The 26,850-nt window shown below is 36.3% G+C and carries 22 protein-coding genes; 19 read left to right on the top strand and 3 right to left on the bottom strand.

Going from position 1 to position 26,850, the window contains the following annotated elements; translation table 11 throughout:
- The first annotated feature begins 1 nt into the window (after position 1).
- From FEZ33_RS07120 to FEZ33_RS07100, 5 genes are all read left to right on the top strand, one after another.
- Entirely contained in the window at positions 2–634 is a 633-nt protein-coding gene (locus tag FEZ33_RS07120; RefSeq protein ID WP_138404712.1) for a V-type ATP synthase subunit D, read from the top strand.
- A gap of 374 nt (positions 635–1,008) precedes the next feature.
- Positions 1,009–2,121, top strand: coding sequence for an ImmA/IrrE family metallo-endopeptidase (locus FEZ33_RS07115; RefSeq protein ID WP_138404711.1), 1,113 nt, complete (start codon positions 1,009–1,011; stop codon positions 2,119–2,121).
- A complete protein-coding gene (locus FEZ33_RS07110) occupies positions 2,121–2,627 on the top strand; it encodes a DUF4411 family protein (protein ID WP_138404710.1) in 507 nt (168 codons plus the stop codon). Before FEZ33_RS07115 ends, FEZ33_RS07110 begins: the two co-directional genes overlap by 1 nt.
- A 244-nt stretch (positions 2,628–2,871) precedes the next feature.
- Positions 2,872–3,702 (top strand): aldo/keto reductase, encoded by an 831-nt coding sequence (locus tag FEZ33_RS07105; RefSeq protein WP_138404709.1) that lies wholly within the window; start codon positions 2,872–2,874, stop codon positions 3,700–3,702.
- 124 nt (positions 3,703–3,826) lie between these two features.
- Positions 3,827–4,381: a TetR family transcriptional regulator gene (locus FEZ33_RS07100; protein WP_138404708.1), complete on the top strand. Its 555-nt coding sequence runs from the start codon at positions 3,827–3,829 to the stop codon at positions 4,379–4,381.
- A gap of 49 nt (positions 4,382–4,430) precedes the next feature.
- Here FEZ33_RS07100 and FEZ33_RS07095 read toward each other — a convergent pair whose 3' ends face one another.
- Complete coding sequence (locus FEZ33_RS07095; RefSeq protein WP_138404707.1) at positions 4,431–4,973, bottom strand: QueT transporter family protein; 543 nt, start codon at positions 4,971–4,973, stop codon at positions 4,431–4,433.
- 257 nt (positions 4,974–5,230) lie between these two features.
- On the opposite strand from FEZ33_RS07095, the gene FEZ33_RS07090 reads away from it, so the two are divergent.
- The 14 genes from FEZ33_RS07090 (at position 5,231) to lplA (ending at position 23,323) form a co-directional block, all read left to right on the top strand.
- Entirely contained in the window at positions 5,231–6,118 is an 888-nt protein-coding gene (locus FEZ33_RS07090; RefSeq protein WP_138404706.1) for an MBL fold metallo-hydrolase, read from the top strand.
- Positions 6,119–6,952: 834 nt separating this feature from the next.
- Positions 6,953–7,933 (top strand): ABC transporter substrate-binding protein, encoded by a 981-nt coding sequence (locus FEZ33_RS07085; RefSeq protein WP_138404705.1) that lies wholly within the window; start codon positions 6,953–6,955, stop codon positions 7,931–7,933.
- 146 nt (positions 7,934–8,079) lie between these two features.
- The gene (locus tag FEZ33_RS07080; protein WP_138404704.1) at positions 8,080–9,333 is read left to right on the top strand and encodes a midas domain-containing protein; all 1,254 of its coding nucleotides are present in this window, start codon (positions 8,080–8,082) and stop codon (positions 9,331–9,333) included.
- Between the two features lie 440 nt (positions 9,334–9,773).
- The gene (locus tag FEZ33_RS07075; protein WP_138404703.1) at positions 9,774–10,118 is read left to right on the top strand and encodes a PTS sugar transporter subunit IIBC family protein; all 345 of its coding nucleotides are present in this window, start codon (positions 9,774–9,776) and stop codon (positions 10,116–10,118) included.
- A 291-nt stretch (positions 10,119–10,409) separates the two neighbouring features.
- Complete coding sequence (locus FEZ33_RS07070) at positions 10,410–11,039, top strand: PepSY domain-containing protein (protein WP_138404702.1); 630 nt, start codon at positions 10,410–10,412, stop codon at positions 11,037–11,039.
- A gap of 159 nt (positions 11,040–11,198) precedes the next feature.
- Positions 11,199–12,836, top strand: a complete 1,638-nt coding sequence (locus FEZ33_RS12585; RefSeq protein ID WP_212746680.1) for a hypothetical protein — start codon at positions 11,199–11,201, stop codon at positions 12,834–12,836.
- Positions 12,837–13,228: 392 nt separating this feature from the next.
- On the top strand, positions 13,229–14,695 hold the full coding sequence (locus FEZ33_RS07060) for an LPXTG cell wall anchor domain-containing protein (RefSeq protein ID WP_138404701.1): 1,467 nt from the start codon (positions 13,229–13,231) through the stop codon (positions 14,693–14,695).
- A gap of 147 nt (positions 14,696–14,842) precedes the next feature.
- Positions 14,843–16,063, top strand: a complete 1,221-nt coding sequence (gene coaBC / locus FEZ33_RS07055; protein WP_138404700.1) for a bifunctional phosphopantothenoylcysteine decarboxylase/phosphopantothenate--cysteine ligase CoaBC — start codon at positions 14,843–14,845, stop codon at positions 16,061–16,063.
- A gap of 77 nt (positions 16,064–16,140) precedes the next feature.
- Complete coding sequence (locus tag FEZ33_RS07050; RefSeq protein ID WP_138404699.1) at positions 16,141–16,878, top strand: ABC transporter ATP-binding protein; 738 nt, start codon at positions 16,141–16,143, stop codon at positions 16,876–16,878.
- Positions 16,878–18,137 carry an ABC transporter permease gene (locus tag FEZ33_RS07045; protein WP_138404698.1) on the top strand — a complete coding sequence of 420 codons (1,260 nt, stop codon included), beginning with the start codon at positions 16,878–16,880 and terminating at the stop codon, positions 18,135–18,137. The genes FEZ33_RS07050 and FEZ33_RS07045 overlap by 1 nt, the downstream gene beginning before the upstream one ends.
- A 516-nt stretch (positions 18,138–18,653) precedes the next feature.
- Complete coding sequence (gene nox / locus FEZ33_RS07040) at positions 18,654–19,985, top strand: H2O-forming NADH oxidase (RefSeq protein ID WP_171031321.1); 1,332 nt, start codon at positions 18,654–18,656, stop codon at positions 19,983–19,985.
- 139 nt (positions 19,986–20,124) lie between these two features.
- Complete coding sequence (locus FEZ33_RS07035; protein WP_138404696.1) at positions 20,125–21,108, top strand: NAD(P)H-quinone oxidoreductase; 984 nt, start codon at positions 20,125–20,127, stop codon at positions 21,106–21,108.
- A 106-nt stretch (positions 21,109–21,214) separates the two neighbouring features.
- Positions 21,215–22,297 (top strand): M42 family metallopeptidase, encoded by a 1,083-nt coding sequence (locus FEZ33_RS07030; protein ID WP_138404695.1) that lies wholly within the window; start codon positions 21,215–21,217, stop codon positions 22,295–22,297.
- A gap of 18 nt (positions 22,298–22,315) precedes the next feature.
- On the top strand, positions 22,316–23,323 hold the full coding sequence (lplA, locus tag FEZ33_RS07025) for a lipoate--protein ligase (protein WP_138404694.1): 1,008 nt from the start codon (positions 22,316–22,318) through the stop codon (positions 23,321–23,323).
- A 58-nt stretch (positions 23,324–23,381) separates the two neighbouring features.
- Here the strand turns inward: lplA and FEZ33_RS07020 are convergent, their stop codons facing one another.
- Positions 23,382–24,227, bottom strand: coding sequence for a hypothetical protein (locus FEZ33_RS07020; RefSeq protein WP_138404693.1), 846 nt, complete (start codon positions 24,225–24,227; stop codon positions 23,382–23,384).
- Between the two features lie 108 nt (positions 24,228–24,335).
- Positions 24,336–26,615, bottom strand: a complete 2,280-nt coding sequence (gshAB, locus tag FEZ33_RS07015) for a bifunctional glutamate--cysteine ligase GshA/glutathione synthetase GshB (RefSeq protein ID WP_171031320.1) — start codon at positions 26,613–26,615, stop codon at positions 24,336–24,338.
- Positions 26,616–26,850 lie beyond the last annotated feature (235 nt).

Raw genomic sequence — 26,850 nt, 5'->3', positions numbered from 1 at the left:
GATGGCACAACTAAACGTTAATCCGACAAGAATGGAACTTGCTCGTCTGAAAGACCGTTTAGCATTAGCAACACGCGGGCATGATGTCTTAAAAGACAAACAAGACGGGTTAATGCGTAGTTTTATCGAATTAATTCGTGAGAACAATGCCTATCGTCAAGAAGTTGAGGGCCACCTGAAAAAAGGAATGCAAAACTTTGCCTTGGCAAAAGCTTTACTGCATGAGGAATATCTAGAACAGATTTCATTAGTCCCTCAATACGATGTAACGGTAGATGTTCGTAAGGAAAATATGATGAGTGTAAAAGTGCCTAAAATGCACTTCAGTTCAGATGACCAAGATGATCAGTCACTGAACTATGGTTACATCAACTCGAACGCAGACTTAGATGAAACTTTACAAGAATTCAGTGATGTTCTACCTAAAATGTTAAAACTCGCTGAACTTGAAAAGACGAGTCAATTATTGGCGAATGAAATCGAAAGAACGCGACGCCGAGTAAATGCCTTACACGAACGAACAATTCCAGACTTGGAAGAAACAATCAAAACTATTCAAATGAAACTTGACGAAAATGAACGGGCAGAAATTACACGTCTGATGAAAATCAAAGATTTCGATCAAGAAGATTAGTTATAAAAGAGGAAACCCACCAGATCGGTGGGTTTTTTCTTGTTTTATGAGGGATTTATGGGTTGCGGGGCGTCGTGGAGTGTCGCGACGTCCCGCAAATGGGAATACGGAGTGTCGTGCTCCCTCACGACGCCCCGCAAATGGGAATACGGAGTGTCGTGCTCCCTCACGACGCCCCGCAAATGGGAATACGGAGTGTCGTGCTCCCTCACGACATACCGGAAATTTGAATGAGTACCGTCGCGCGCATGATAATAACTTCTTGAAAATGTATAATTATATTATGAATATTCTATAGAAATATTAATTTTTCTTTCTAGATTAGAAGATTCTTGTTATAATTAGATTGAAATTAAGTCAAAAGAGGTGAGAATGTGGTCACAAGACTAGATATTAATACAGATGTTTTATCGTACTATGTTGGACAGTCACAAACTCCTATTAAAAGACTTCAAGATAAAGTCAGTGTTTATAATCAAGTGATTAGCGGCGAAAAAAACCCAACATTTAACCAATTGTCAGACATTGCGAGAATCATCAATATTCCAACCGGATTACTAATGTTACAAGAACCTATTGAAATTGACAATGATAGATTGTCATTTAGAACTTTTAATTCAAAAAATCTTGAAGGAGTAAGCGCGGAACTGAAAGATACTATTTCTGAAATGGAGCTCAAACAAGATTTTTTAAGGTCAGAAATTGACTATGAAATAGAATTTGTTGGGAAATATACTATCCATGATAACTATATGGTGCTGGCAGATGTGGTAAGAAAATATTTAGATATTTCTAAAGATTATTATAAAGCAGTTAATAAAAATCCAATACAATTTTTCAGAGAACGAATGAATAATCTAGGTGTTTTTGTCTTTTTTAATGGAAAGATTAAAGATGATACACATCGAAATTTGGATATAAATGAATTTAGAGGATTTGTCCTAAGTGACAAAAAAGCACCGATTATATTTGTTAATCAGAAAGACAGTAAAAATGGACAACTATTTACTCTAATTCATGAATTTATCCATATATTTTTAAATATTGATGATATTTTTAATGTTATTGAAACTGATACATATCAATTTGATCCTACTGAAGCTTTCGTAAATAAAGTTACTGCTGAATTGTTAGTTCCAGAATCCGAATTGAATATGTATACTAATCAAGATATTGAGTCACTATCACGCAAATTCAATGTAAGTCAATATGTTATAGCTCGTAGATTATTGGATTTAAATTACATTTCAAAAAATAAGTTTACAGAAATAATTCACGAATTAGAAAAAAATTATAATAACATACGACCGTTAACTAAAAGTACAGGCGGTGACTATAATAAGAATTTATTATTTAGATTAGATCAAGATTTCTTTAAATATGTTGATAATGCTTTGAAGCAAAATCGTATAACCTATACAGATGCATTTAATATCTTAGGTGTTGGTTATAAAGGCTTTAAAACCTTGAAGAAAGGAAGAAGGTAATGACAAAATATCTTTTGGATACTAATATTTACCTTGATTTTTATGATAGATATTATAAATTTAATTATTTTCCTAGTTTTTGGTTGTTTTTTGAAGATATAATTAATAAGAGCGTAGTTATACCCAAAATTGTTTTAAATGAGCAATTTCAAGACGAAAAATTTAATAATTGGATTACAGAAAATTATACTAATGATATAATTAATCATAAGGATTTTGTAATTGGATGGACTGAAGTACTTAGTTATTTACAGAATAGTCCATTTTATAACGATAAAGCATTAACATCTGATAAAGGTTGGGCACATGAAAGGATTGCGGATCCTTGGCTCATAGCCATCGCTAAAGATTTAAACTTAACATTAGTCACGAGTGAAACACGGAATGTGAATTTAAACATATCTCAACCAAGTAAATCAGCTAAGATACCTGATGTATGCGATAAATTTGAAGTCGCTTGTATTAATATTAATACTTTTTTTGAGGAAATAAACTTAGAAATATAAAATCTATAAATAGTACGAAATCCTAAATGGGATGCGTACTATTTTTTTATGTTATATAATTTTTGAATTTAAATATTAATGCTTATTTATTTAGTAATACATAAATTTTTCAAACAGTAGTATTTGTAGTGTCGTGCTCCCTCACGACGCCCCGCAAACACACCATCCCTTCCCAGTAGCGCATAAAGTTAGTCACAGCAGCGCTTTCGTGATACTATTATGGTTAAAGGAGTGATTGTAATTGATGGAAAATTATATTTTAAATGATGGGTTTGCGATTCCTAAAGTTGGCTTAGGAACTTACGGTTTACGAGGCGAATTAGGAGTGCGTCAAATTGAAACGGCGATTCAATCTGGTTACCGTTTAATTGACTCTGCTTATAATTACGAAAACGAAGGAATTGTAGGTAAAGCGATTCGTAATAGTGGGGTGTCACGTGATCAAATCACACTGACGTCTAAATTGCCCGGCCGTTACCATGAGTATGATAAAGCAATGATTGCGATTCAGGAATCGATTGCTCGAACTGGCTTAGACTATATTGACTTATACTTAATCCACTGGCCAAATCCAAAAGAAGATAAATATATCGAAGCTTGGCAAGCACTCATTGATGCACAAAAACTAGGACTTGTTCGCTCAATTGGGACATCCAACTTCTTACCTGAACATATTGACCGCCTGGAAAAAGAAACAGGTATTTTACCAGCAGTAAACCAAGTTGAAACGCAACCAAACTTCAATCAAGAAGCACAACGTGAGTATGATGCATCTAAAGGTATCATTACAGAAGCTTGGAGCCCAGTCGGAAGAGCGGCTGACATGATGTCGAATGATTTAATTACAGCTATCGCTCAAGCACATAATAAAACGGCATATCAAGTCATCTTACGTTGGCACATCCAAAGAGGATTTTTACCTATTCCAAAATCAGGAAATTATCAAAGACAGCGTCAGAACATTGATATCTTTGATTTCAATTTATCTGAAGGTGAAGTAGCTAAGATCAATTCTATGTCTCATGAAGATGGCCGTCAGAAAGATCAAAATCCAGCAGAGTATCAAGAATTCTAAATTAAACACAAAAAGACGAATCCGCAAGGACTCGTCTTTTGTTATTTGAGAATACCCACCTAGTGTTGTTTTAATCACACTTATGATAAAATGACTACAAAGTACTAGTTAGTGAGGGATAGATATGGAAACCAAAATAGATCCACGTGTCGCTAGAACACGCAAAGCCATCATCGAGTCATTTATACAATTATCAGAAAGAAAACCTTTCGAAAATATTTCAGTCAAAGATATTACTGAAGAAGCTTTAATAAACCGAGCAACTTTTTATAATCATTTCTTAGACAAATATGACTTAATGGAGAAAGCTTTATTTGAAGATGTCCAACTGAAATTGAATCGTGAAGAGTATAGTGAAGTTCAATTAAATGAAGACTACATTGTCTCTCTTTTTGAAAAGTTATGTTCCTTCCACATGCGCTTGGCCACACAATGCCAACGCTCATACATTGTGACAATCAACCAATTAGTCGTGGATCAACTTAAAGTCATTCACTCACAACAATTGAAGAAACACTTTGAATCACTCGATGAAGAAGAAATTCACAAAATAGCAACCTTATTCGCATCAGGATTATTCTCGCTATCACAAGAATGGTTTGATGACCAAGATGCAGAAGAACCTGCCACATATGTAAAAGACGCGATTCCATTTTTAAAAGTATTCATTAAGCAATAAAAAATAAGCTCCCAGGACATTAAAATGACAGGGAGCTTTTTATTATAAATTATTTATGAAAATCTATGCGTGGTGCAATTAAATAATACATAATTAATCCACCGATGGTCATCACGATAAACTCTGATAAAGCTAAGAAGGCATAAGTTTCCCAGAAGAAGTCCGCAAAGCCCATATACATTAACATAGCCGCGATAATGAACATTGTAAATGTAAAGACAAGAGTCATCACACCGTAACGAATAATCATTGGGTCTTTAACTTTCTTACCAAAAGCTTTCACCGCTAAATTACCTAAATAACGCGCTAAAACTAATGACACCAGTGTGTGAAAACTACCGACAACCACATCAACAATCGTAGATTGCATCGCATTCACGATGAGCACCCCTAAAGTAATTGAAGCGATGTAGCGTTTATTATAAAGTCCCATAAAGTTTAAACCTTCTGAAATTCTAAACTGAATGGGTCCATAAGCCACTGGAGCAACGAACATGGTAATGACAACATATAATGCAGTCACTAATCCAGCCTTAACTAAACCTTGTGTATCAAAACTAGAGTAACTATCGACATGATGATTATTTCCCATTTTTATCAATCTCCTTTATAGTCATAGCATTGCTATGCTAGTAATAACTACGGCCAAAGGACAGGAGCATATTCTGCTGAAGTGCCATAGTACTATTCAGTCATCATCTAAACAGCGTTATATAGTTTACATTAAAAAGCCTTTAAAGACAACAAAGGTTTACCATAAATAATAGCCACTATAAGTAAAAATTAAGGAGAGGCCACAGAACTTATGCTACAATGATTATGAAAACAGTTACATAGAAAGGTGAATATATGAATACATTAAAATTCCAGGATATGACGCTGACTTGGTTAGAATCAACTTCAACACTGAATGATGCAGGGAACATGTTCGGACCGGTGCCTAAAGCCGTCTGGTCTAAAAAGTATCCAAATAATGATCATAACCAAATGAATTCCGTTGAAGACCCTATCCTTATTCAATTTAAAAACACCAATTACTTAATTGATGCTGGATTTGAAACGAATAAGTTCAATAAAAAAGACTGGCGTAATATCGGTGTTCAAAATAAAACAAGACTAACAGAAAGTTTGTCTCAACTAAATTTAACACCTAAAGACATCGACGTCATCCTCATGACACACATGCATAATGACCATGCGAGTGGTTTAACTCGCGCAACTGAGGAGGGTTTTGAATCAGTCTTTCCGAATGCTACGATTTATATGACAGAGATCGAATGGAAAGAAGTGAAAAATCCCAACGTTCGTACTAAAGGAACCTACCTCAAAGAAAACTGGGAACCCATTCAAGAACAAGTCAAAGTCTTCAAAGATAGGATTGAAATCGCTCCAGGCATTGAAATGATTCATACAGGCGGGCATTCAAATGGCTTAGCAATAGTTAAATTGACTCAAGAAGACGAAGTTCTACTCCATCTGTCAGATTTACTCCTTACCGTAGCGTCAATGAATCCAGCATGGGTAAGTAGTTACGATGACTATCCTATGGACACTATCGCTGCAAAGCAAAAGTGGTTACCCGAAGCCTTTGAGAACGGTTATAAACTAATCTTCTATCATGATGTGTATTATTGCATGCTGCAATTTGATCAAGATGGCAAAACAGTCATTGATTACCTAGAAAGAGAGAAAAAACCAATCATTGAATGGCCGGAAAATATCGGGAAATTAACTTAAAATAGGGTGTGTTTTATTTTACAATCATAGGTCGTTGTAATACAATAGATTTATGAAGGAAAGATGAGCAAACAATGAGAGTGAGTGTGATTTTCATGATGACTTTAAACCTAATAAAGACTAATCATAAGAATTTCGTGGCTCATTCATTATCGCTTCATTTAACTTCACAATTACACACAAACAAAACCTCAGTGCGAAAAGATAGAACTGAGAGTATTTGTGGTCTTTCTAAACTTATTCATACATTCCAAACGAGTCTCTATGCACGTGGTGCGTAGAGGCTTTTTATGTGTCTCAAAGGCTTAGAAAGAAGTCATAGTTGGTGTTACTATTGAATACGGCATGCTGAAGGGAGTGAAAAGGATTGTTTTTGACCGATACTATAAAGAAAGGTTAAGGTGATCCAGATGCTTAAAAAAGCAGTATCTCGCTATTAGGCGTAACTTAATATAATGAAAATGATAAAATGATTAAAATTGATTGACAAACTCTAATGTAAGCTGTATAATTCTAATTAACAAATCAATGGAGGACTAAAGATGAATTCAAAACTTATTTCACAACTTAACCGTTTCTTTTTTAGCAACTTTAGATAGTGTTTGTATCTTGCCTAATTGGATACAAACACGTACAAGCGTTTGTTTGTATCTATGAGGTGCTAAAAAAGTGTGGAGCCCGCATAGATTATTCTAGAGATTATAATCTTTGCGAGTGTGAGATAAGATGCGTTCTTCATTGAGGGACCTATTTAATTTCTTCCTGCCTAGCGAGATTATATTTCTCGCTAGGTTTTTTTGTCGCTTTTAGTCAAATCAAAAAGGAGAAATTAACATGAAAAAAATTATTAACCTATTATTAGTTGTCAGCTTAGCATTAATGAGTATCCTACACGGCTCATCAACAACAGCCAGCGCACAAGAACGCGAACCCATTAGCGTCGGGATATTACAATTCAATGCCCATGGATCATTGGATGAAAACTACCGAGGCTTCATTGAAGGCTTAGCAGAATTAGGTTATGTTGAAGGAGAAAACTTGACGGTCAATTATGTGAACGCTGCAGCAGAAGTTAGCCAACTTCCATCACTCGCAAGCAGTATTGAAGCAGAAAGTGATTATTTATTCGCTATTGCGACACCATCTGCACAAGCTTTAGCAAATACAACTCAAGATAAGGTCATTTTATTCTCATCTGTAGCGGATCCAATTGGAGCCGGCGTGGTGGATACCTTAGAAGAACCAGGACGCAATTTAACTGGAACAACAAATATTGGTCCCATTGAACAACAAATCAATCAAATTTTACTCCCATTAGTACCAGAAGCAAAAAAAATAGGTTTAATTTATAATTCGAGTGAAATTAATGCCCAATACCAAGTCGATATCGCAGTACCAATCTTAGAAGAGCAAGGCATTCAACCAGTCATTAAGACAATCTCATCAACAAATGATATTAGCCAAGCGATGAACGCCTTAGTTAATGAAGAAGTGGACGGAATTTACTTAGTAACAGATAACTATATCGCTGCATCGATGGCACTTGTCGGAGAAATCGGAAAAGAAGCGGGTATTCCAATGATCGGTGGATCGAATGATATGATTTTAGAAAACGGTCTAGCAACTTACGGACTAGATTACTATGAACTTGGTGTTCAAACGGCCGAGATGTTAGTTAGAATTATCGATGAAGACCTTGACCCAGCAACAACACCAGTAGAGTTAGCTAACTACTTAGAACTCGTTGTTAATGAAGATTACGCAAATGCTATTGGCATTGACCCACAAGAAATTTATGATTTAATGGAAGAATAAAAACGCAATGACAAATGAATAATAACAATTCTGACAGCAAGAAATGATAAGCCTTTTCATGACTTGCTGTCGTATTGTTTGTATAGAAAACGATACCACGGTATAATACTTATAATAAGTAAGAGACTATTTAAGGGGGAACTACCATGGATGAAAAATTTGTATATGCAGTCTATGACAGAATCGAAGAAGCGAATAAAGCAGTTCAAAATTTAACAGATGCCGGAATACCTGTGAGTGCAATCTCACTCTATGCAGACGATGATGTTGTGGAAGAAGCAAATCAATCCGCGAATGTCGTTGAGTTAGAAGAATATGATGATGACGATGACCATAGATCATTTTGGAATCGAATCGCTGATTTCTTTGGATCTGACGACGGTGATGATGAGAATTTCCCAGTTGATTTAAAAGGTTATAAAGATGAACTTGATGACGACAAGATATTAGTCGTCGTAGAGAAGACTTATGAAGGCGAAGCACTTTCAGTGGATACGAACGTAAATGTTATGGAAGAAAATGATCCCAACCAAGTAGAGACATTCACACAAAGGAATGACTATCCAACACCAGATGAAACAACTGATTCAGAAAATGCAACAGTTATCGCAGGTGATATGGGTGCAGAAACTGACTACTCTAAAGCGCATCAAAAAGATAGCACTCAAGTAGACTCACAAGTTGACCCAGACGCCCGTCAATATACTGTCACTGAAAATGTTCAATACGATGAAAGTAACAAAGTAGCAGGAGACACTGCACTAGAATCAGAAGAAGCAGAAGCCCACTATACAAATCTTAATAAGCAACCGCAATCTGACCGTGATGTAGCAAACAAATCGTCAAATGACGTTACTTACACAGAAGATCCAGTAGCTGATGAAAAGTTACGTGCGGATAGAAAAGAAGGTGGCGTTGCTGGAGATATGGGTGACTCATCGGATTATTCACAGTATTACCAAACAAATCAAGAAGCAGCTACACCGACTTCATCCACAGACTACCATGATGAAGATGATTATTTAAAAGGTGAAGAAACAAGACTGGAAAGAGAGCCTGAAGGGAGGCGCAGTGATTTCATGGGAGTAGGAGACAGCAAACGTTCGGTATCAAACCGTTCGAATAATGATCCGAGACTGGGAGAATTTGAAGATGAGATGCGTCGACATGACGATAATCCCCCAGCAGATGAAGAGGGCGTAAACCCTGAACAGTATGGAGCAGAAGATAAAGGCCCTCAAAACTTTAATACACTAAGCCCAGAAGACACAAATGGTTATGCAGACCAAGAAGAAGGTCATCAATTAGGTGAATTTGAAGCAGAGATGCGTCGACACGACGATAATCCACCTGCAGATGAAGAAGGCGTAAACGCAGATCAACATGAGGACGATAAATAATTGAATTCTAATTTAGAACTCGTACTTGAGGCAATTCAAGTACGAGTTCTTTTTTACAGCGAGAGTCATTTACTATAGAAAAACGGTAGATTTTTGAAAGTGAAATCAATATAATGTGCCCACTATAAAAACATTGATGGAGGATTATTTATGACGACCGTGAAAGACGAGAAACAGGGGACCATCTTGAATAAAGTACTAGATGGTTAAAAAATATATTCGCACCAAACTTAGTAGCCTTAAGTGCGGCTGGTATTCTACAAGGATTCACATTCTTGTTACATACATACGGATTGAACCAAGAAGGTCGCGCAGAATATATTATCCTAGAAACTATCTCAGGGTGCAGTGCTCTACTTCTTGCCTGTCCTACTCGCTTATCCAGCGGCAAAAGTATTTAATACAAACCAAGTATTAGCAGCCTGTGTGGCCTTATTCATGTGACACCCAACGACAAGTCCAACTTAGCTTTAGCTGGTGCAGCATTAGCAGTCATGATTAAATCTAACAATTCAAGTTACAAGCAATACTCAGTGACAGCAGTTGTTACAGCTGCTTTAGGAGTTTCGCAACCGGCATTATATGGTATCGCCATTCCTTATAAACGCGTAATGATCGCAAGTATTATCGGCGGTTTAGCCGGAGGATTTTATGCCGGTATTGTTGAATTCTATTCTTATGCCTTTGTAAATCCAGAAATTGCTGCACTTCCAGCCTTTATCTCTCCAGATGGACCATTTGAAAACTTAATTAACAGGATCATTGTAATGATCCTGGCATTCTGAGTTTCATTCTTAATTGTCTTATTCGGTAAATTTGAAGACATGCCAGATGCAGAAATTGCTGAAATCGTAGGAGAAGAAGAGAATTAATTCAGAAATTATGAAACGTCGCCATAGCGGTGGCTTTTTTTATATAAAATAGCAGCTGTAGACAGAAAAACATTCGTAAATATTTTTAAAATGTCATATATATGGCAATATATAATTTGCACATAATATGCGTCTTATTTGAGTTGCTAATGAAATGTTATATAATAGAGTTGTAGTCAAAAAAATATTAGGAGTGATACAATAATGAAGAAATCATTGAAAAGTTTTGCATTGTTAGGAATGGCCGGATTAATGTTAACTGCCGTTGCGCCACACGTGTCTGCCCAAGATGATTCTCAAGAAGCATCTACTTCTGAAGAATCAGTTAGCTCAGAAGAAAGTACTGAAAGTACAGATGAAGCCCAAACTGAAGAGAGTGACTTACAAGTAGCCCTTAATGATGCAGTGGCACTATTCCAAGAAGAATACCCTAATGCAGAAATAGAAGAGTTAGAAGTTGAATTAAGAAATGAAGAATACCGAATTACGATTCATGGATTTGAAGATAATATTGAATACGAAGTGGACTTTAGCGTAGACCCAGTAGAAATTACTGACCGCGATGAAGATAATGAAGACGATAATGATAACGATGGTGAAGCATTAGTCTTAGAAGACTTAATCACCATTGATGAAGCATCTGAAATTGCTTTAGAAGAAGCTGGCGAAGGAACAATCACTGATTGGGACTTAGATAGCGATGACGGAAGAGTCCGTTGGGAAATAGAAATTGATGGTGTAGAAAATCCAGATCAAGACGATGATGATAACAAATTACACATTGAAATCGATGCAGAAACAGGAGACATCCTAAACGTTGAATTCGATGATTAATTAGCATTATTAAAAGGAGGCTTGAGAAAGCCTCTTTTCTTGTTGTGTACAACTGTCTATTTAAATATATAGAATTATTTATAAGAAACTTGTGCTTTGACTACCTTAAGTTAAGAATGATGATATAATTGTTACATACAATATGAAGGAGTGACATAGATGAAGAAATCTTTAAAGACCCTTGTCGTAAGTTTACTAAGTGCGAATTTAATTGTTGGATCGATGGCTACAGTTGTTTTGGCTGAGGAAGGTGAAGGAGAGACACCCCCTGTTGAGACAACAGTTCCAGAACCCGAGCCAGAGCCCGAACCCGAACCCGAACCGGAACCAGAGCCAGAACCAGAGCCAGAACCAGAACCGGAACCAGAACCCGAACCCGAACCAGAGCCTGAACCCGAGCCAGAACCAGAACCGGAACCCGAGCCAGAACCTGAACCAACTTATCCAGTAACACCGCCAAGTTCTTATGTTCCACCGAGAACTGTATCAAGAACACCGGTATCTGCACCAACCGATGAAACTGAGGATACTAATTTAGCAAATCAGTTTGATGTAAATACAAATCTAGAAAATTTACAGTCTTTATTAGTTGATTCGCTAGACGATCCTAACTTTGCTTTAGCTTGGGAAGATTATCAATCATTAATCAATGACTTTGAACTAAATGATATTACTTCAGAGACAGCAACAATGAGAAGTACTTTTGATGAAATCTTAACAAACTTTGAAGGTAATGTTGTTCCGGAACAAACGACAACTGAAGATGGACAAAATGTATTAGTCTTCAATTACTCAGAAGAAACAGAAGAAGAAGGAGCTGTACCAACGCAAATCATCTTAATCGGTGACGAAGCTGGAAACTTAATTGGATCAGCACTCCTACAAGCAAGTACTGCGCAAACAACAAGTGAGCCAGTAAGTTCAGAAACAATACAAGGCTTAGTTGACCAAGAAAATGCCGGCTTGTATGCTGAAGATTTATTTGTAACTGCTTTATATCAGTTATCATCAAATGATGTAACTTACACTACAATTGCGACACCAAGTGCAACTGAAGGAGCTTACGAGTTTATTACTTTAGACAATGAGTATGTATTAAATCATACAACAGGTGAAGCAGAGGGAACTTCATTACTAAATCAATTACAAGATTCAATTGCTACATATATAGAAGAAATTGAAATTCAATCTGAAGCAGAAGTGACTGAAGAGCCTTCTGAAGAAGGAACAGAAGAAACTGCTGAAGAAGAATCAACAAATCAATTTACGGACAGATTTGCTCCAGAAAATTACGATCAATTATTATTATTGGATGGAGAAACGATCACAAATGGTTATGAAAAATTAACTGGAATGGTCGATGGTGTCATATTGACAGTAACAACTGACCAATTAACTGAAATGTTTGGTGAGCCAACGAGTGTACAAGAAGCCGGAAGTTCAACTTACTATGATTATTATGCAATAGAAGGTGAGCAAGTTATACTTTTAACGATACAAGTGGATACTGAAAGTAATATCGTCACAACAATGAAGTATGACGTAAGAACTCCACAATTAGATGAAGAATTCCCGATTAATATTGAAGAGTTATTCGAAGTGGCGACAGAAGAATTGTCGATAGAAAACTTAAGTAATAGTTTAGGTGAAGCTAATATTGTAGAACATGTATTTGCTGGAGGTCATCAAATTCGACATGTTTGGACAAGTAATACTGATCCAGAAATGCGTAATATAGAAGCGTTTGAAGATGCTGAAACAGGTGACGTAGAGTTATATTACTACGATCAAGAGTAAGACTTTTTAAAAAGTTTAAGAAATTCTTAAATTATTGTTGATTTTCTTCAGAGATACGATATAATGTATTCATAGCATAAGGAACTGAGTACTTGTGTTCTAAGTTTCTGAGGATAATACATGACCAAGTCAGTAATTGTTTAGAAGCTTAAGGATTTATTAAGTGTCAAATTTAACAGGAATGTTACAAGAATGTATCATCTTGCGTAAACGATTGACGACTAAAATAAATCTTGGTATAGTTTTCTTAAGATGAACTTAAGAAATTCTTTATTTATTTAAAGGATGAGCTTTTGGTAAGTTTATCAAATTAGGCATGTTAAACTTGCCAGTTGAAATGTCGCTTAGGAAAGTTTTAAAATTAAAACTCAAAAAACAGGAGGAATTTTTCAATGAAAAATCTTAAAAAATTAGTTGCTATTTCTACAGCTGCTCTTACATTAGCAGGTGTTGGTGTTACAACAGCAAACGCTGCATTCGTAATCGATGGTAAAACTTATGATCCACATAACATCCAAATCGAAAGCATGTCACAAACTGAATACTTAAACTTCATCCAAGAAGTTGCTGCTAGAATTAACACTGCAGCTTCAAACCGTAACACTTTACGTGCTGATATCGCTGCTGCACAATCAGCTTATGATGATGCAGAAGCTGCATACAACGATGCAGTTGCAGAACGTAACGAATTACGCGGAGAATTAGCTGAAGCTACTACTGTCCGTCGTGCAAAAGCTACAAGACTTAACGAATTAAAAGAAGCTCTACGTTTAACAAACCGTGACTTTGATGCTGAAAAACGTGTTGCTTTAGAAGTTAAAGAAGACGAAGAAGCTGCTAACTTATACGCTTATGACTCAGTTGTTCAAGAATTAGCAAACTCTAAACAAGTTGCTGCTGACGCTTTAGCTTCTGCTAACCAAGAATTAGCATCTGCTCAAGCTGATGTTGCTGCTATTGAAGATGGATCTCTTGTTGTAACTGAAGATGAAGAAGCTGCTGCATACGCTCGTTTATCTGTAGCGCAAGAAGCTCAAGGTGTTGCTCAAGCAAACTTTACAACAGCTGAAGCAAACGAAGTATCAGGAACAGCTAAAGCTGCCTCTGAAAAATCTGCTGCAGATACTAAAACACAAGCAAAATACGAACAAACAATTCGTGAAATTGATGCTGCTTACACAGATGCACAAAACATCTACAAACAATACGGTATCCAAGGTGACGCACAAAATGCTTACAATGAAGCAGAAACTGCTTACAATGATGCAGTTGCTACAGAAGGTCAATTACAAACTGACTTAGCTAACGCAGAAGCTTTAGTTAACTCTACATTAGCAACTAAAGATAGCGAATATGCAGCATTACGTACTGCACAACGTGCACACGCAGTTAACGAAGAAGAAATTGCTGAATTAGAATTAGCTTTACACCAAGCAGTTGTTGATGGAAACATTAACTCAAACGCTAACTTAGAAAACTTAACTAAAGAAGAAATCGAAACTATTGACCGCGTTCGTGGAACCGAAAGTTCTCAATTACAAGATACTTTAGACCAAGCTAAACAAGAACGTGAAGATTTAGAAAAAGAACAAAATGATGGTGTTGAAGGAGCTAAACCAGTAAAACCTACTCCAGAAAAACCTGAAGAAGAAAAACCTGAAGAAGAAAAACCAGGAAACAACGGAAACGGATCTAACAACGGAAACGGATCTAACAACGGTGGATCAAACAACGGTTCTGGACAAGCAGAATTACCAGAAACTGGTGAGTCTTCATCATACGCAATCTTTGGAGCAGCTGCATTAGCAGTATTAGCTGGTGTTGGTTTAGTAGCACCTTCATTCAAAAAAGAAAACTAATTTTAAATAATTAGACTTTAAGACCAAGCTTCGGCTTGGTCTTTTTTATGTGCACATTTTTATAGAATAAAGCAAAAAGAGTATATATGACTAGTCAGTCCGTCCAATATCATTTACAATTAATATAATGACAAGGAGTGAGTGATAATGCTAAATCAAGTAAATATAGGTTTATTTATTACCGGCGGAATTGCCAGTTATAAGATGGGTGAGTTAGCGCGCCAATTAATTAAAAAAGGAGCTAACGTTCGGGTGGTTATGAGTGAAAGTGCTCAGAAATTTATTACACCACTAACTTTACAAACATTAACTAAACATTCAGTACTAACAGATACTTTTGATGAACATGATCCTACATCGATTCAACATATTAATATTGCTGATTGGTTAGATCTTGCTTTAGTTGCACCAGCAACAGCGAATATAATAGGAAAGATGGCTAATGGTATTTCAGATGACGCTGTGTCCAGTACATTAATGGCAGTAAATAATTTACGTGTGATCGTTCCGGCAATGAACACTAAAATGTTTGATAATCCAGCAACTCAAGCGAATATTAGTCGCTTAGAGTCTTTTGGTTATGTCGTTATGGAACCTGACGAAGGATTTTTAGCTGAAGGTTATAGTGGAAAAGGGCGTATGCCGTCTGTAGAAGACATTGTTGAGATGGTTGAGTACCAACATATGCGTCATAATTCTCCACAATGGCTTGAAGGACAAAAAGTTGTGGTAACTGCCGGTGGAACAGTTGAAAGAATTGACCCTGTACGCTACATTTCAAACGATTCATCTGGTCAGATGGGGTATGCGATGGCAAGAGCGGCAAGTTTTTATGGAGCGGACGTTACTTTAATCTCAACTAAACGTGATTTAAAGGTGCCTCATAATATTACAGCAGTTTATGTGGACTCTGCTGTTGAGATGCAACAAGAGTTGAATAAATACTTTTTGGATACGAATTATGTCGTGATGGCTGCAGCAGTAAGCGATTATCGTGTCCTTAACCGTGCGGATCAAAAGATTAAGAAAGAAGCAGGTAATGATAATTCATTCCAACTTGATTTCGCTGAGAACCCAGATATCCTCGCAACACTTGGTAAAGAGAAGAAGAATCAAGTTTTAATTGGCTTTGCGGCCGAAACTGAGAATTTATCTGAGTATGCTTCAGGTAAATTAAGAAAGAAAAATGCGAATTGGATTATTGCTAATGATGTATCAAATAAAGGCATTGGTTTTAACTCGACGCATAATGAAGTATTAGTGATTGGAGCAGATGGAACTTATGAAGAAATTTCTGTGCGTTCTAAGTTAAATGTTTCTTTAAAAATTTGGCGCATTATTCTTGACCCAAACCAAACAACTAATTAGTCGCTGTCAGTTCATCTTAAGTTCGGATGGATATGATATAATGACTAAGTAACTTTACTGTAATAAAGGAGAGTATAATGACATTACAAGTAGATAATTTATTTAGTGGGTACAGACAAGTACCTGTATTGAAAGATGTTAATTTTTCAATTAAATTTGGAGAAATCGTTGGTTTAATCGGATTAAATGGTGCCGGAAAATCAACGTTATTAAAAACTATTCTTGGTTTAATAGAACCACAACAAGGGTCAGTGAAGATTAACGGCCAATCAATTGTTGATAGCCATAAAGATTATGCACAAAATATTGCTTACATTCCAGAAACACCGATTTTATATGAGGAATTGACTTTAAGAGAGCATATTGAAATGACGGCGCTTGGATATAACATTCCTGTTGATGTCGCCATGCAACGTGCAGAACCTTTATTGAAGATGTTTAGACTTGACAAGAACTTAAACTGGTTCCCAACGCATTTTTCAAAAGGAATGAAGCAAAAAGTGATGGTAGTCTGTGCATTAATTACAGACGCAAAAATCTTAATAATTGACGAACCATTCTTAGGCTTAGATCCCATTGCGATTCGTGATTTTACTCATTTATTAAAAGAGCGTGCAGCTGATGGAACAGCTATCTTATTCACAACGCATGTGTTGAGTATTGCGGATGAGTTGTGCGATTACTTCTTAATGTTAAGAGCAGGAGTTTTAATCGGTCAAGGTAATGTCTCGCAGTTGAGAGAGCAATTTATGATGCCGGAAGCTTCGTTAGACGATATTTATATCGCGATGACTGAGCAAGAGGAGGCGCTTTAATGGGTGACTTCAAAAGCTTATGGCAACAGCGCTTTTCAAATTACTTAAAGGAAATTGGTAAGTACGCAAGGCTAATCATGAATGATCACTTTTCAATTATTTTGCTAGTGATCTTAGCTTTTGGTGCATTGTATTACCGTGAATTACTGATTCAATTACAAGCTTTAGACTTAAGTGTTATTCGATGGGTAATTATCCTGAGTGTTGTCATTTGGTTGGCAACGATATTTCAATTTGGACAGCCGATATGGTTTACGAAGGATCCTGACAAAAGTTATTTGTTTGCTCTAGGAGAAGAGTGGCATAGTTATTGGTTAAAAGGTGCTTTAGTATCTTTAGTCTTACCAGCGATTATTATTTCACTCGGAACAGCAATGATCATGCCGTTTCTAGATTTGATTTCTGTTTGGAGTTTGAGCCAAAGTTGGTTGCTGATTCTTTATATGGTTGCCTTCAAAGCAGTCAGCTTTTCGTTACTGTATTTAGATATTTTTAATTTAGGCTTCGCTCAGATTATTGGGCGACCTCTATCCAGATGGCATCATACTTTATTAGTTGCAGTCGCGTTATTCATAACGTTTAGTTTACCTGTGACATTTAATATATACATACCTTTGGTGATGCTTTTACTCTTGATTGTTTATATCGCCTGGGCGATGACTCAAAGAAGTAACCGCTGGGTGGCTTTTGATCATATTGTGGAAGAAGAGACGCGTCGTGAGGCAAGTTTATATAAGTGGATTTCGATTTTTGCGGATGTACCTCACTTGAGACCATCGATTAAACGCCGTCCATATTTAGATGGGGTACTGTCATTCATGAAGAACTTGAATAATAACCGCTATTCATTCTTATTCTTGAGAGCTATATTTAGAAATAATGCATACAGTGGTGTTTGGTTACGTGTGACGTTATTTATTTCTGTACTGATCATGATGACAAGTAATATTTGGATGTTATTAGGAATGGGTGTCTTGAGTCATGTACTCACGTTTATCCAGCTAGTTCCATTGATGAAATTATATAGTAATCAACCTTTCCAAATTATTTATCCAAACCGAGAAGGGTCTATTGTTAAAGCATTTCAAGGAACATCTTTAGTCATTGCCTTTATTCAATTGCTTGTGTATGCAGTGATTGCTGTATTGACTCAGCCACTAACACTTCAGTTAGCTTATATTATTATGGCTTGGATCGCAGTGGCGATGTTGATGATTTTCTTATATGTACCATGGTGGTACAAAAAACAGACAGATTAAATAGGGAAGCGCTCAACAATGTTGGGCGCTTTTTTGAATTGGAATGATAATTGTGTTCCTGAGAAAATTTAAGGGCACCAAATTGCGAAAAACCATCTTTGAGAAATTCTCAAGGACCTAAATCCCTATAATTCCAAAATTCACAGCCAATGCCAACTCTGTTACATTATTGAGTTTAACATTTCATAATAATCTATTTCACAAACTATTCATTGTGTTCGCTAAATTGCAAATTTTTACAAACCTGAATTTCTGGAATTGCCTACAAGTAATGATTAAAAGATTATAAACTTTGGAATAAAAGGATTTTGTAACAGCGGTTAATAACTTAAATTCAATTTTCACAAGCCTATAAGCAATTATTATAAGGATATTGAATAGGATGGAAACTCTGTTATGTCAATAAACAAGCTGTTTTCACAAAGTTACTCATAATATTTTAACTTAAATTTTAAATTACTTTGTGATATGATGTACTTATTAGATTTAAAAAGGTATATTAGGGGGAAATAATTGATGAAAGTTGTAATTATTGGTGCTAACCATGCGGGGATTGCTGCAGCGAATGTTTTACTTGATGAGTACGAAGGTCATGAAGTAGTATTAATTGAGAAAAATGATAACATTAGTTATGTTGGAGCAGGTACTGCTTTATGGGTTGCTCGCGAAGTAGAAAATCGTAATGATTTATTCTATACAGAGAGTAAAGATTTTGAAGATAAAGGTGCTCGCATCTTAATGGAAACAACGGTTGATCGTGTTGATTACGATAATAAAGTTGTTCATGCTGTAACAAAAGATGGTGAAGAGATTGAAGAGTCATATGACAAATTAATCTTAGCTACTGGTTCTAAACCAATTGAACCAAATGTACCAGGTAAAGACTTAGACGGAATCCACTTCCTTAAATTATTCCAAGAAGGACAAGCGGTTGATGAAGAGTTAAATAGTGACAAGATTGAAAAAGTTGCTGTTATCGGTGCTGGTTATATTGGTGTTGAGATTGCAGAAGCAATTCAACGTCGCGGTAAACAAGTATTATTATTCGATGCAATGTCTACATCATTATCAAACTATTATGATGAAGAGTTTGCTCAATTAATGGATAAAAACTTAGCTGACAACGGCTTAGACTTACACTTTGGTGAATTAGCTGAAGCTTATGAAGGTGAAGAAGGTCGTGTTAAAGCAATTAAAACAAATAAAGGTCACTATGACGTTGATTTAGTAGTTAACGCTATTGGTTTCCGTCCAAACAATGATTTAGGACAAGATCATTTAGAATTATTTGCGAACGGAGCTTACTTAGTAGACCGTCACCAACAAACAAGTGATCCAGATGTTTATGCAATTGGTGACTGTGCGACAGTTTACTCTAATGCATTACAAGATACAGCTTACATCGCATTAGCAAGTAACGCTGTTCGTTCAGGAATCGTTGGTGGACATAACGTTGCTGGAACTGACTTAGAACACGTGGGTGTTCAAGGATCAAACGGTATTTCGATCTTTGGTCTAAACCTAGTATCAACTGGATACTCAATAAAAGCTTGCCAACGTTTTGGTATTGATGTGGATTATGTTGAGCATGAAGATGTACAAAAATCACCTTACATGAGCGATAATGAAACAGTTAAGATCCGTATTGTTTTTGAAAAAGGAACTCGCCGTATTGTGGGAGCTCAAATTGCTTCACGTTATGACATGTCAGCAACGATTCATATGTTCTCATTAGCCATTCAACAAAAAGTAACGATTGATACGTTGAAGTTAACAGATATTTTCTTCTTACCTCACTTCAACCAACCTTACAACTACATCACAATGGCTGCATTAAAAGCAAAATAATATATTCAAACTCAAACCGCTATTTTATAGCGGTTTTTTATTTTGAGCTAAGATTTTTGTTTGCCTTAGTACTTTTGATATCATAGGAGAGAGGATGAACAACTTATCCATGATAATACAATCACTTAGGAGGAATAACATGAAAGCATGGACAATTACTGAACCAGGTGGCGTAGATAAATTAATTCAAGAAGAACGTCCGACGCCACTTCCAGCAGATGGTGAAGTGTTAATTAAAGTAAAAGCTTTCGGTATTAACCGAACTGAGATTCTTACGCGAGAGAACAAACAACTAGAAGCACCGTATCCAGTGTTAGGAATTGAAGTTGCAGGTGAAATAATTGAAAACCGCTCTGATCGAACAGACCTAAAACCAGGAACGCGCGTTGCTGGCTTAGTCATTCAAGGATCGTATCAAGAATACGCAGTGATGCCCGCAGAGTTCGCGATGATTTTACCAGAGAATTTGACATATGAAGAAGGCGCTGCGATTCCAGAAGTATTTTTAACTGCTTATCAAACTATGTACTGGTTAGGTGAGTTGAAAAAAGGTGAAAGTATTTTAATTCATGCAGGTGCTAGTGGAGTGGGAACAGCCGCAATTCAAATGGCCAAGCAATTAAGTGACGCCAAAATCTTATCGACATCCAGTCGCAAAGAGAAATTAGAGAAAATGAAAGAATTAGGATCTGATTTTCCGATTAATTATAAAGAAGAAGATATCGCCAAACGGGTGCTTGAAGAAACAAATGACGAAGGTGTTGACGTTATTTTAGACTTTATTGGAGCTTCTTATTATGACTTAAATCTAAAAAGTGCCAAGGTCGATTCGAGATGGATACTGATTGGGACACTAGGTGGATCTGAAGTGGAGCAATTTAATATTTTTGATATTATGCAGAAACGCATTCATCTTAAGGGGACGCTCTTGACCCCAAGAAGCAATGCTTATAAAGGTGTGTTAACGAAAGAGTTCGTGAAGAACGTCATGCCGCATTTTGCATCAGGGGAAATCAAAGCAATTATTCATGAAGTACTCGATTTCTCAGAGCTACCAAAAGCGCATGAGATGATGGAAAACAACGAGAATATCGGAAAAATAATCGTCAAAATCAATGAGTAAACCTTTATATAGGAAATAACAAATTATTAAGTGTTATAATCACTATTTATAATGAAAACGTGTTAAAATATTCAGTATGAAGGAAAATCAGAAAGGAAATGAATGTATGGAATTGAATAAAGAATTATTAGTAAACTTAACAGAAGTTAATGGAATTGCAGGAAATGAAACGCAAGTCCGTGAACTTTTCAAGAAAGAAACTGAATCTTATGTGGACGAATTCGTTCAAGATGGTTTAGGAGGGATCTTCGGTAAACATACCGGAGATGCAGAAGGACCTAAAGTCTTAATGGCAGCACATATGGACGAAGTTGGTTTCATGGTCAGTGAAATCACTGATAAAGGATTCATCAAATTCGTTACGATTGGTGGCTGGTGGAGTCAAGTTGTACTCGCACAAGAAGTAGTTATAACAACAAGAGAAGGTAAAGAAATCGAAGGGGTTACTGGATCAAAACCACCTCACGTATTGACAGCAGAAGCGCGTAAAAAGCCAATTGATATGAAAGATATCTTTATCGATGTTGGAGGACAATCAAAAGAAGACATTGAAAAAATGGGCATCCGTCCTGGTGATATGATTACACCGTTAATTAAAACTCGTCGTCTAAACGACACACCTTTCTTATTAGGAAAAGCATGGGATAACCGTATTGGTGTTGCTGTTGCGGTTGAAGTTTTAAAATATGCAAAAGAAAAAGGACATGACACTGTACTATTCTCAGGTGCAAACGTACAAGAAGAAGTTGGGTTACGTGGTGCAAAAGTTGCCGCCAACTTAGTTCACCCTGATATTGCGATTGCTTTAGATACGGGTACTGCAGGAGATACGCCAGGTATGACCAAAGCAGAAGCGGATAGTGAATTAGGAAAAGGGCCACAAGTCATTGTCTTTGATGCATCAATGATTTCACATAAAGGTTTGCGTGACTTTGTCGTAAACATTGCTGAAAAACATGACATTCCATTCCAATATACATTTATTCCAGGTGGAGGAACAGACGCTGGATCGATTCATACAGCTCAAGCAGGTATTCCATCTATCGCAATTACCGTTCCAGTTCGTTATTTACATTCAACAACTTCAGTGATTCATGAAGATGACTTCAAGAATACAGTTCGTCTAGTGACAGCAATTTTAGATGAGTTAAATACAGAAACTGTTGCGACAATTAAAGAAAATGTTTAGAGAAAGAGGATAACAACTATGATTTTTGTGGATAATGGTAATAATTATGATGCCAGTCTGAATATTGCACTAGAAACTTATTTAGTAGAAAATCGTCTAGTTGACGAACCAATTCTGCTATTCTATATTAATGAACCTTCAATTATCGTTGGACGTAACCAAAATACGACGGAAGAAATTAACCAATCATATGTTGACGAACATAATGTGCAAGTCGTTCGTCGTATGTCTGGTGGCGGGGCAGTGTATCATGATCTAGGAAACTTTTGTTTCTGCTTTATTAAAGATGATGACGGAACTTTCCGTGACTTCAAGAGTGTGACGGAACCGATAATCGAAGCTTTACATAAGATGGGAGCAACGGAAGCAGCTTTAGAAGGGCGTAATGACTTACTCATTGATGGGAAGAAATTCTCTGGAAATGCTATGTATGCTAAAGATGGTCGAATGACAGCTCACGGAACTATTTTATTTGATTCAGACTTAGACGAGACAAATAACGTTCTAAAACCAAGAAAAGCTAAAATCGAATCGAAAGGTATTAAGTCTGTACGTTCACGTGTCACAAACATCAAACCATATGTGGATGAAAAATACCGTGATCTTTCAACAGAAGAGTTTAGAGATTTAATTCTTTTAGAAATTTTCGGTGTAGACAAACGTGAAGACGTCCCTGAATTAAAATTAACAGATGAGATTTGGGAAGGCGTTTATAAACTACGTGAAGAACGTATGGGAAACTGGGAATGGAATTACGGTAAATCACCGGACTTTGATGTTGAACAAAGTCATAAATTCCCATTCGGTTTTGTTGATATTCGCTTCAATGTGAGCCAAGGTATCATTAAAGATACACGTATTTATGGAGACTTCTTTGGTTTAGGTAATATTAAAGATGTTGAAGAGAAATTAAATGGCGTAAGATATGAACGCCAAGCAGTGACAGAAGCTTTAGCTGATGTTGATGTGAATAAATATTTTGGAAATACGACTTTAGAAGAGATTGTTAACTTAATCTTCGCATAAAAACATAAAGAAAGCCCCGCTGATTTGCGTTATAACAAATCAGCGGGGCTATTTTTAATTATTCACCTTGTAATTGATGACCAATACCAACCATAATATCACGGAAGTCTGTGATATAACTGATTTCTGAGAAATCTTCATCGGTATCTGAATACCAAACGTAAGTTATAACAGAGTTAGGGAAGTCATGATAGATACTATCTGGTTGTCCAATTTGATCAACCATTTCGTTATAAGTTACTCCACTCGTGTGTGAAAGTTGATTCAATTGAGACGGTGTGATGTCGAAGTCTTTCTCAAGATTACCATCGGCATTCGAATGTTCATTTAAAGCATAAACTTTATCATCTAATAACACAACGATGTAATCAGTACTTGAATCACTATCACCAACTGAATAAACTAATAATTCATAAGAACCAGCTAAGGTAATTGTAGTTGGATCACCCAACGTTTCAACCACTTGATCTCTTACAATCACGGTTCCTTCATTGTGCAACACTAAAGCATGATCAACTAATTCAGAGTAGGTATCGGAAAAAGCATCCGCATCTTCATATACGACATCTTCGAAATCGATGTTAAATGTCAGATTAATCACTTCTTCGGCATCTTCAGTTGAGATATCCGCGATCACTTCTAAACTTGTCGCTTCATCTTCTCTTTCTAAATTGAAAAATTGACGCGAAGTAGAATCATCAAGTTCTTCTTCTGAGCTAGGCTCTCCAAAGGTTTCATGTAATTTCTCTACTGAATAAACTTCTTCGTTAAGCATAGCATCAACGAAAACACTATTCTCTTCTTCTGCTAAAGACTTAACGTCGTCTGCAAAAACAGGTGTAGCTCCACTTAAGCCAGTGAGACTTAGTGATACGATTACGACATATCTCAAATACTTCATCATCCAATCTGCTCCTTTATAAAAAATACTTCACTAACGCTATTATACGTCAGTGAAGCATACGCTCTAATAAAGGAAATGTAAAGTTTGTGTAAATGTACGACTGTAATATTACCCTCTATTATAAACGTCAGGGAATAATTGATTTAACATTGCTTTTCCTAAAAGACGAGGTGTTCCTTCGCCTGGGAAGCGGTGAATCGCAATCATCGGATTAAAGTTTGCTTCGATAATACCGTAATTATCCTGAGTAGGTTCTTTAGTGTAGTCTTCAATAATGATATCTACACCACAGAAGCTTGCTTCAAGTAATTGAGAAGCTTTTTCAGCAATCTTCTTATAACCTTCATGCGTATCATCGGTACGATCAATTGAAACTCCACCGGTCGACACATTACTGTTCTCACGTAAATATACTGTCTTACCATCTTCTGGTACAGAATCAAAAGTATATCCATAGTTTTTTAATTGAAGGGTCTCGATTTCACCTTTTTCAATGATTGTTAAAGGTGCTTTATGATCACGTCCACGTAGTGGGTTTTTGTTCACTTCATCAATTAACTCGCCAATGGTAGACATTCCGTCTCCAATGATATGAGCTGGGCGACGTTCAACAATTGCCATGGTTTGGTTATCTTGAATATAGAAGCGTAATTCAGTTCCTTCTATATACTCCTCAACTAAAACCGTATGATCTTCCTTATAGGCAAAGTTTAAAGCATCAATATAATCTTCTTCACCCGGTTTACCTCTGAAGATTGTAATACCTAAACCGTAATTTGTATTCTTAGGTTTTACTACAATAGCTTTATCCGGTAGGGAAGTGTAGTATGCTTTCGCATCTTCAATGTTACTAAATGATGTTCCTGAAGGGACTTTAAGACCAGCATCATCGAGTAAGACTTTCGTTGCGACTTTATTTTCCATTAAGAAATAACTGATTAAAGAATCAAGTCGAGTCATATTTGCACTTTTAACGTATTCAGTTTGTCCTTGGAAAGATAATTCGATCACATTTTCCTCACCGTCAATGATTCTTACTTTAATACCCGTTTTAATTGCTTCTTTAAGCACATCTTGTGTTGATAATTCGAGATTTTCAAAGCCATGTAATAAGTATGGTTTATCTAAGTAAACTTCTTGATGTTCTTTGGCAAGGCGTAAGCCCATCTCAAGGAAACTATCATAGTCAGTTGCTTCTTCAACAATGCGTCCAGCTAAAGTTAATGAAGGATCTTCAAGTGAAGCTTCAACTTTATCTACTATAGAAGAGACATTATCTGTGTTAGATAATTGATCGGCAACTTCGCGCATAGCAGTGACTAACCATTTAGCTTCATCCATGTCCATTGGAGCATCTAAAGCGTCCGCTTCTGAAGTTGCATAATTCATCTTAGTTCCTTTTAAGATTTCAGTGTCGTATTTTACATCTGGGATAAATAAAAGTGTAATTAAAAAAAGACGAACCAATGCGATTGTTTCATCATCAATCCCATGAGGATGATAAGGATTCAAATCGATGTTACGAAATTCAAGATAACTAATTCCTTTATCTAAAAGTTCTCGGGCATTCGCTCCTCCACGGAGACGAACATCACGGTACAATTCTTTCTCTAAAGAAAGAGCACCAGAATCAATTGCATCTTCTATAGAAGTAACAAAGTCTTCTAAAGAATCATAGTTCATCACAACAGACTCTTTGTTCTGATAACCATAACGACTTTGTCTAATTGAACGCATTCTCTCTGCATGAGGTTTACCATATAAGTTCGTCGCATAGTTAGGAGCAACAAAAGGTGAAGCACCTATGAGATAAGTTAGTAACCAACGATAGCGGAAATAATTTCTAGCTAAATGCATATAAATCTTATTATTGAATTGCAATTCATCGTCATAATCAGACTGAGCTTCAAATGAATCATGTTCGATATCAGGATTAATTTGGAAGTTATAATGAATTCCAGAAATTAATTGAACATGCTTACCATATAATTCGGCTAGAAATGCCCGGTAATTATACTCTTCAATCTTCTCTAACTGTGCAATCTTAATATCCTCAGTATTCTCTGGGATAATTACCGGTGTACTAAACGGCCATAATAAGTCTCCGTTCTCTTCATTCGTTGTTGCGACGATTTGATGGAAGGAGCTTAACCAATCTTGTAGTTCACTGATTGACACAGTAGGGGGTGTAATTAATTCTAATTGACTTTCTGCAAAGTCAGTTTGTATATAAGGTTGTTGTTTACGAGTTCCCCAATCAGGAGAATGAAGGTGCTTAGATATATTCCCATCATGGTTAACACGTAAAGATTCTCGCTCAAGTCCAACAGTACTACGCCAAAGGCCAGGGACTTGATCAAGTTTAAAGTAACTCTCTTGTATCTTCACTAAAATCCTCCTTTGAATTAAGAGTATAATACATTATACAATAATATCAGACTTTATATAGTAGAAAGTGATTCCAAAAGTTAAAAGCTTCAATAGAAATAAAGAATTCCTCTGTTGTCAAATCAAATGCAACACTATTGTTATTCAAAAGACATACCCCATTAGACTTTTAGGTATAGGGTTTCCCCCATGGGGGAAATGTCGCTTTTCGATTCTTTTATAACTCAAGTCTTTA

Source organism: Ruoffia tabacinasalis (assembly GCF_005864045.1).
In the GTDB taxonomy this organism is placed as follows: Bacteria; Bacillota; Bacilli; order Lactobacillales; family Aerococcaceae; genus Ruoffia; species Ruoffia tabacinasalis.
Note: the sequence above shows the minus strand (reverse complement) of the source record. Positions and strands in the feature narration are given on the sequence as shown.

Excerpts from the sequence above, each read along its gene's own strand:
- FEZ33_RS07020 (WP_138404693.1), bottom strand. The coding sequence starts at position 24,227 with ATGATGAAGTATTTGAGATATGTCGTAATCGTATCACTAAGTCTCACT.
- FEZ33_RS07045 (WP_138404698.1), top strand. The coding sequence starts at position 16,878 with ATGGGTGACTTCAAAAGCTTATGGCAACAGCGCTTTTCAAATTACTTA.
- FEZ33_RS07060 (WP_138404701.1), top strand. The coding sequence starts at position 13,229 with ATGAAAAATCTTAAAAAATTAGTTGCTATTTCTACAGCTGCTCTTACA.
- coaBC (WP_138404700.1), top strand. The coding sequence starts at position 14,843 with ATGCTAAATCAAGTAAATATAGGTTTATTTATTACCGGCGGAATTGCC.
- FEZ33_RS07030 (WP_138404695.1), top strand. The coding sequence starts at position 21,215 with ATGGAATTGAATAAAGAATTATTAGTAAACTTAACAGAAGTTAATGGA.
- nox (WP_171031321.1), top strand. The coding sequence starts at position 18,654 with ATGAAAGTTGTAATTATTGGTGCTAACCATGCGGGGATTGCTGCAGCG.
- FEZ33_RS07095 (WP_138404707.1), bottom strand. The coding sequence starts at position 4,973 with ATGGGAAATAATCATCATGTCGATAGTTACTCTAGTTTTGATACACAA.
- FEZ33_RS07085 (WP_138404705.1), top strand. The coding sequence starts at position 6,953 with ATGAAAAAAATTATTAACCTATTATTAGTTGTCAGCTTAGCATTAATG.
- FEZ33_RS07105 (WP_138404709.1), top strand. The coding sequence starts at position 2,872 with ATGGAAAATTATATTTTAAATGATGGGTTTGCGATTCCTAAAGTTGGC.
- FEZ33_RS07035 (WP_138404696.1), top strand. The coding sequence starts at position 20,125 with ATGAAAGCATGGACAATTACTGAACCAGGTGGCGTAGATAAATTAATT.
- FEZ33_RS07100 (WP_138404708.1), top strand. The coding sequence starts at position 3,827 with ATGGAAACCAAAATAGATCCACGTGTCGCTAGAACACGCAAAGCCATC.
- FEZ33_RS07050 (WP_138404699.1), top strand. The coding sequence starts at position 16,141 with ATGACATTACAAGTAGATAATTTATTTAGTGGGTACAGACAAGTACCT.
- FEZ33_RS07090 (WP_138404706.1), top strand. The coding sequence starts at position 5,231 with ATGAATACATTAAAATTCCAGGATATGACGCTGACTTGGTTAGAATCA.
- lplA (WP_138404694.1), top strand. The coding sequence starts at position 22,316 with ATGATTTTTGTGGATAATGGTAATAATTATGATGCCAGTCTGAATATT.
- FEZ33_RS07070 (WP_138404702.1), top strand. The coding sequence starts at position 10,410 with ATGAAGAAATCATTGAAAAGTTTTGCATTGTTAGGAATGGCCGGATTA.
- FEZ33_RS07120 (WP_138404712.1), top strand. The coding sequence starts at position 2 with ATGGCACAACTAAACGTTAATCCGACAAGAATGGAACTTGCTCGTCTG.
- FEZ33_RS07110 (WP_138404710.1), top strand. The coding sequence starts at position 2,121 with ATGACAAAATATCTTTTGGATACTAATATTTACCTTGATTTTTATGAT.
- FEZ33_RS12585 (WP_212746680.1), top strand. The coding sequence starts at position 11,199 with ATGAAGAAATCTTTAAAGACCCTTGTCGTAAGTTTACTAAGTGCGAAT.
- FEZ33_RS07080 (WP_138404704.1), top strand. The coding sequence starts at position 8,080 with ATGGATGAAAAATTTGTATATGCAGTCTATGACAGAATCGAAGAAGCG.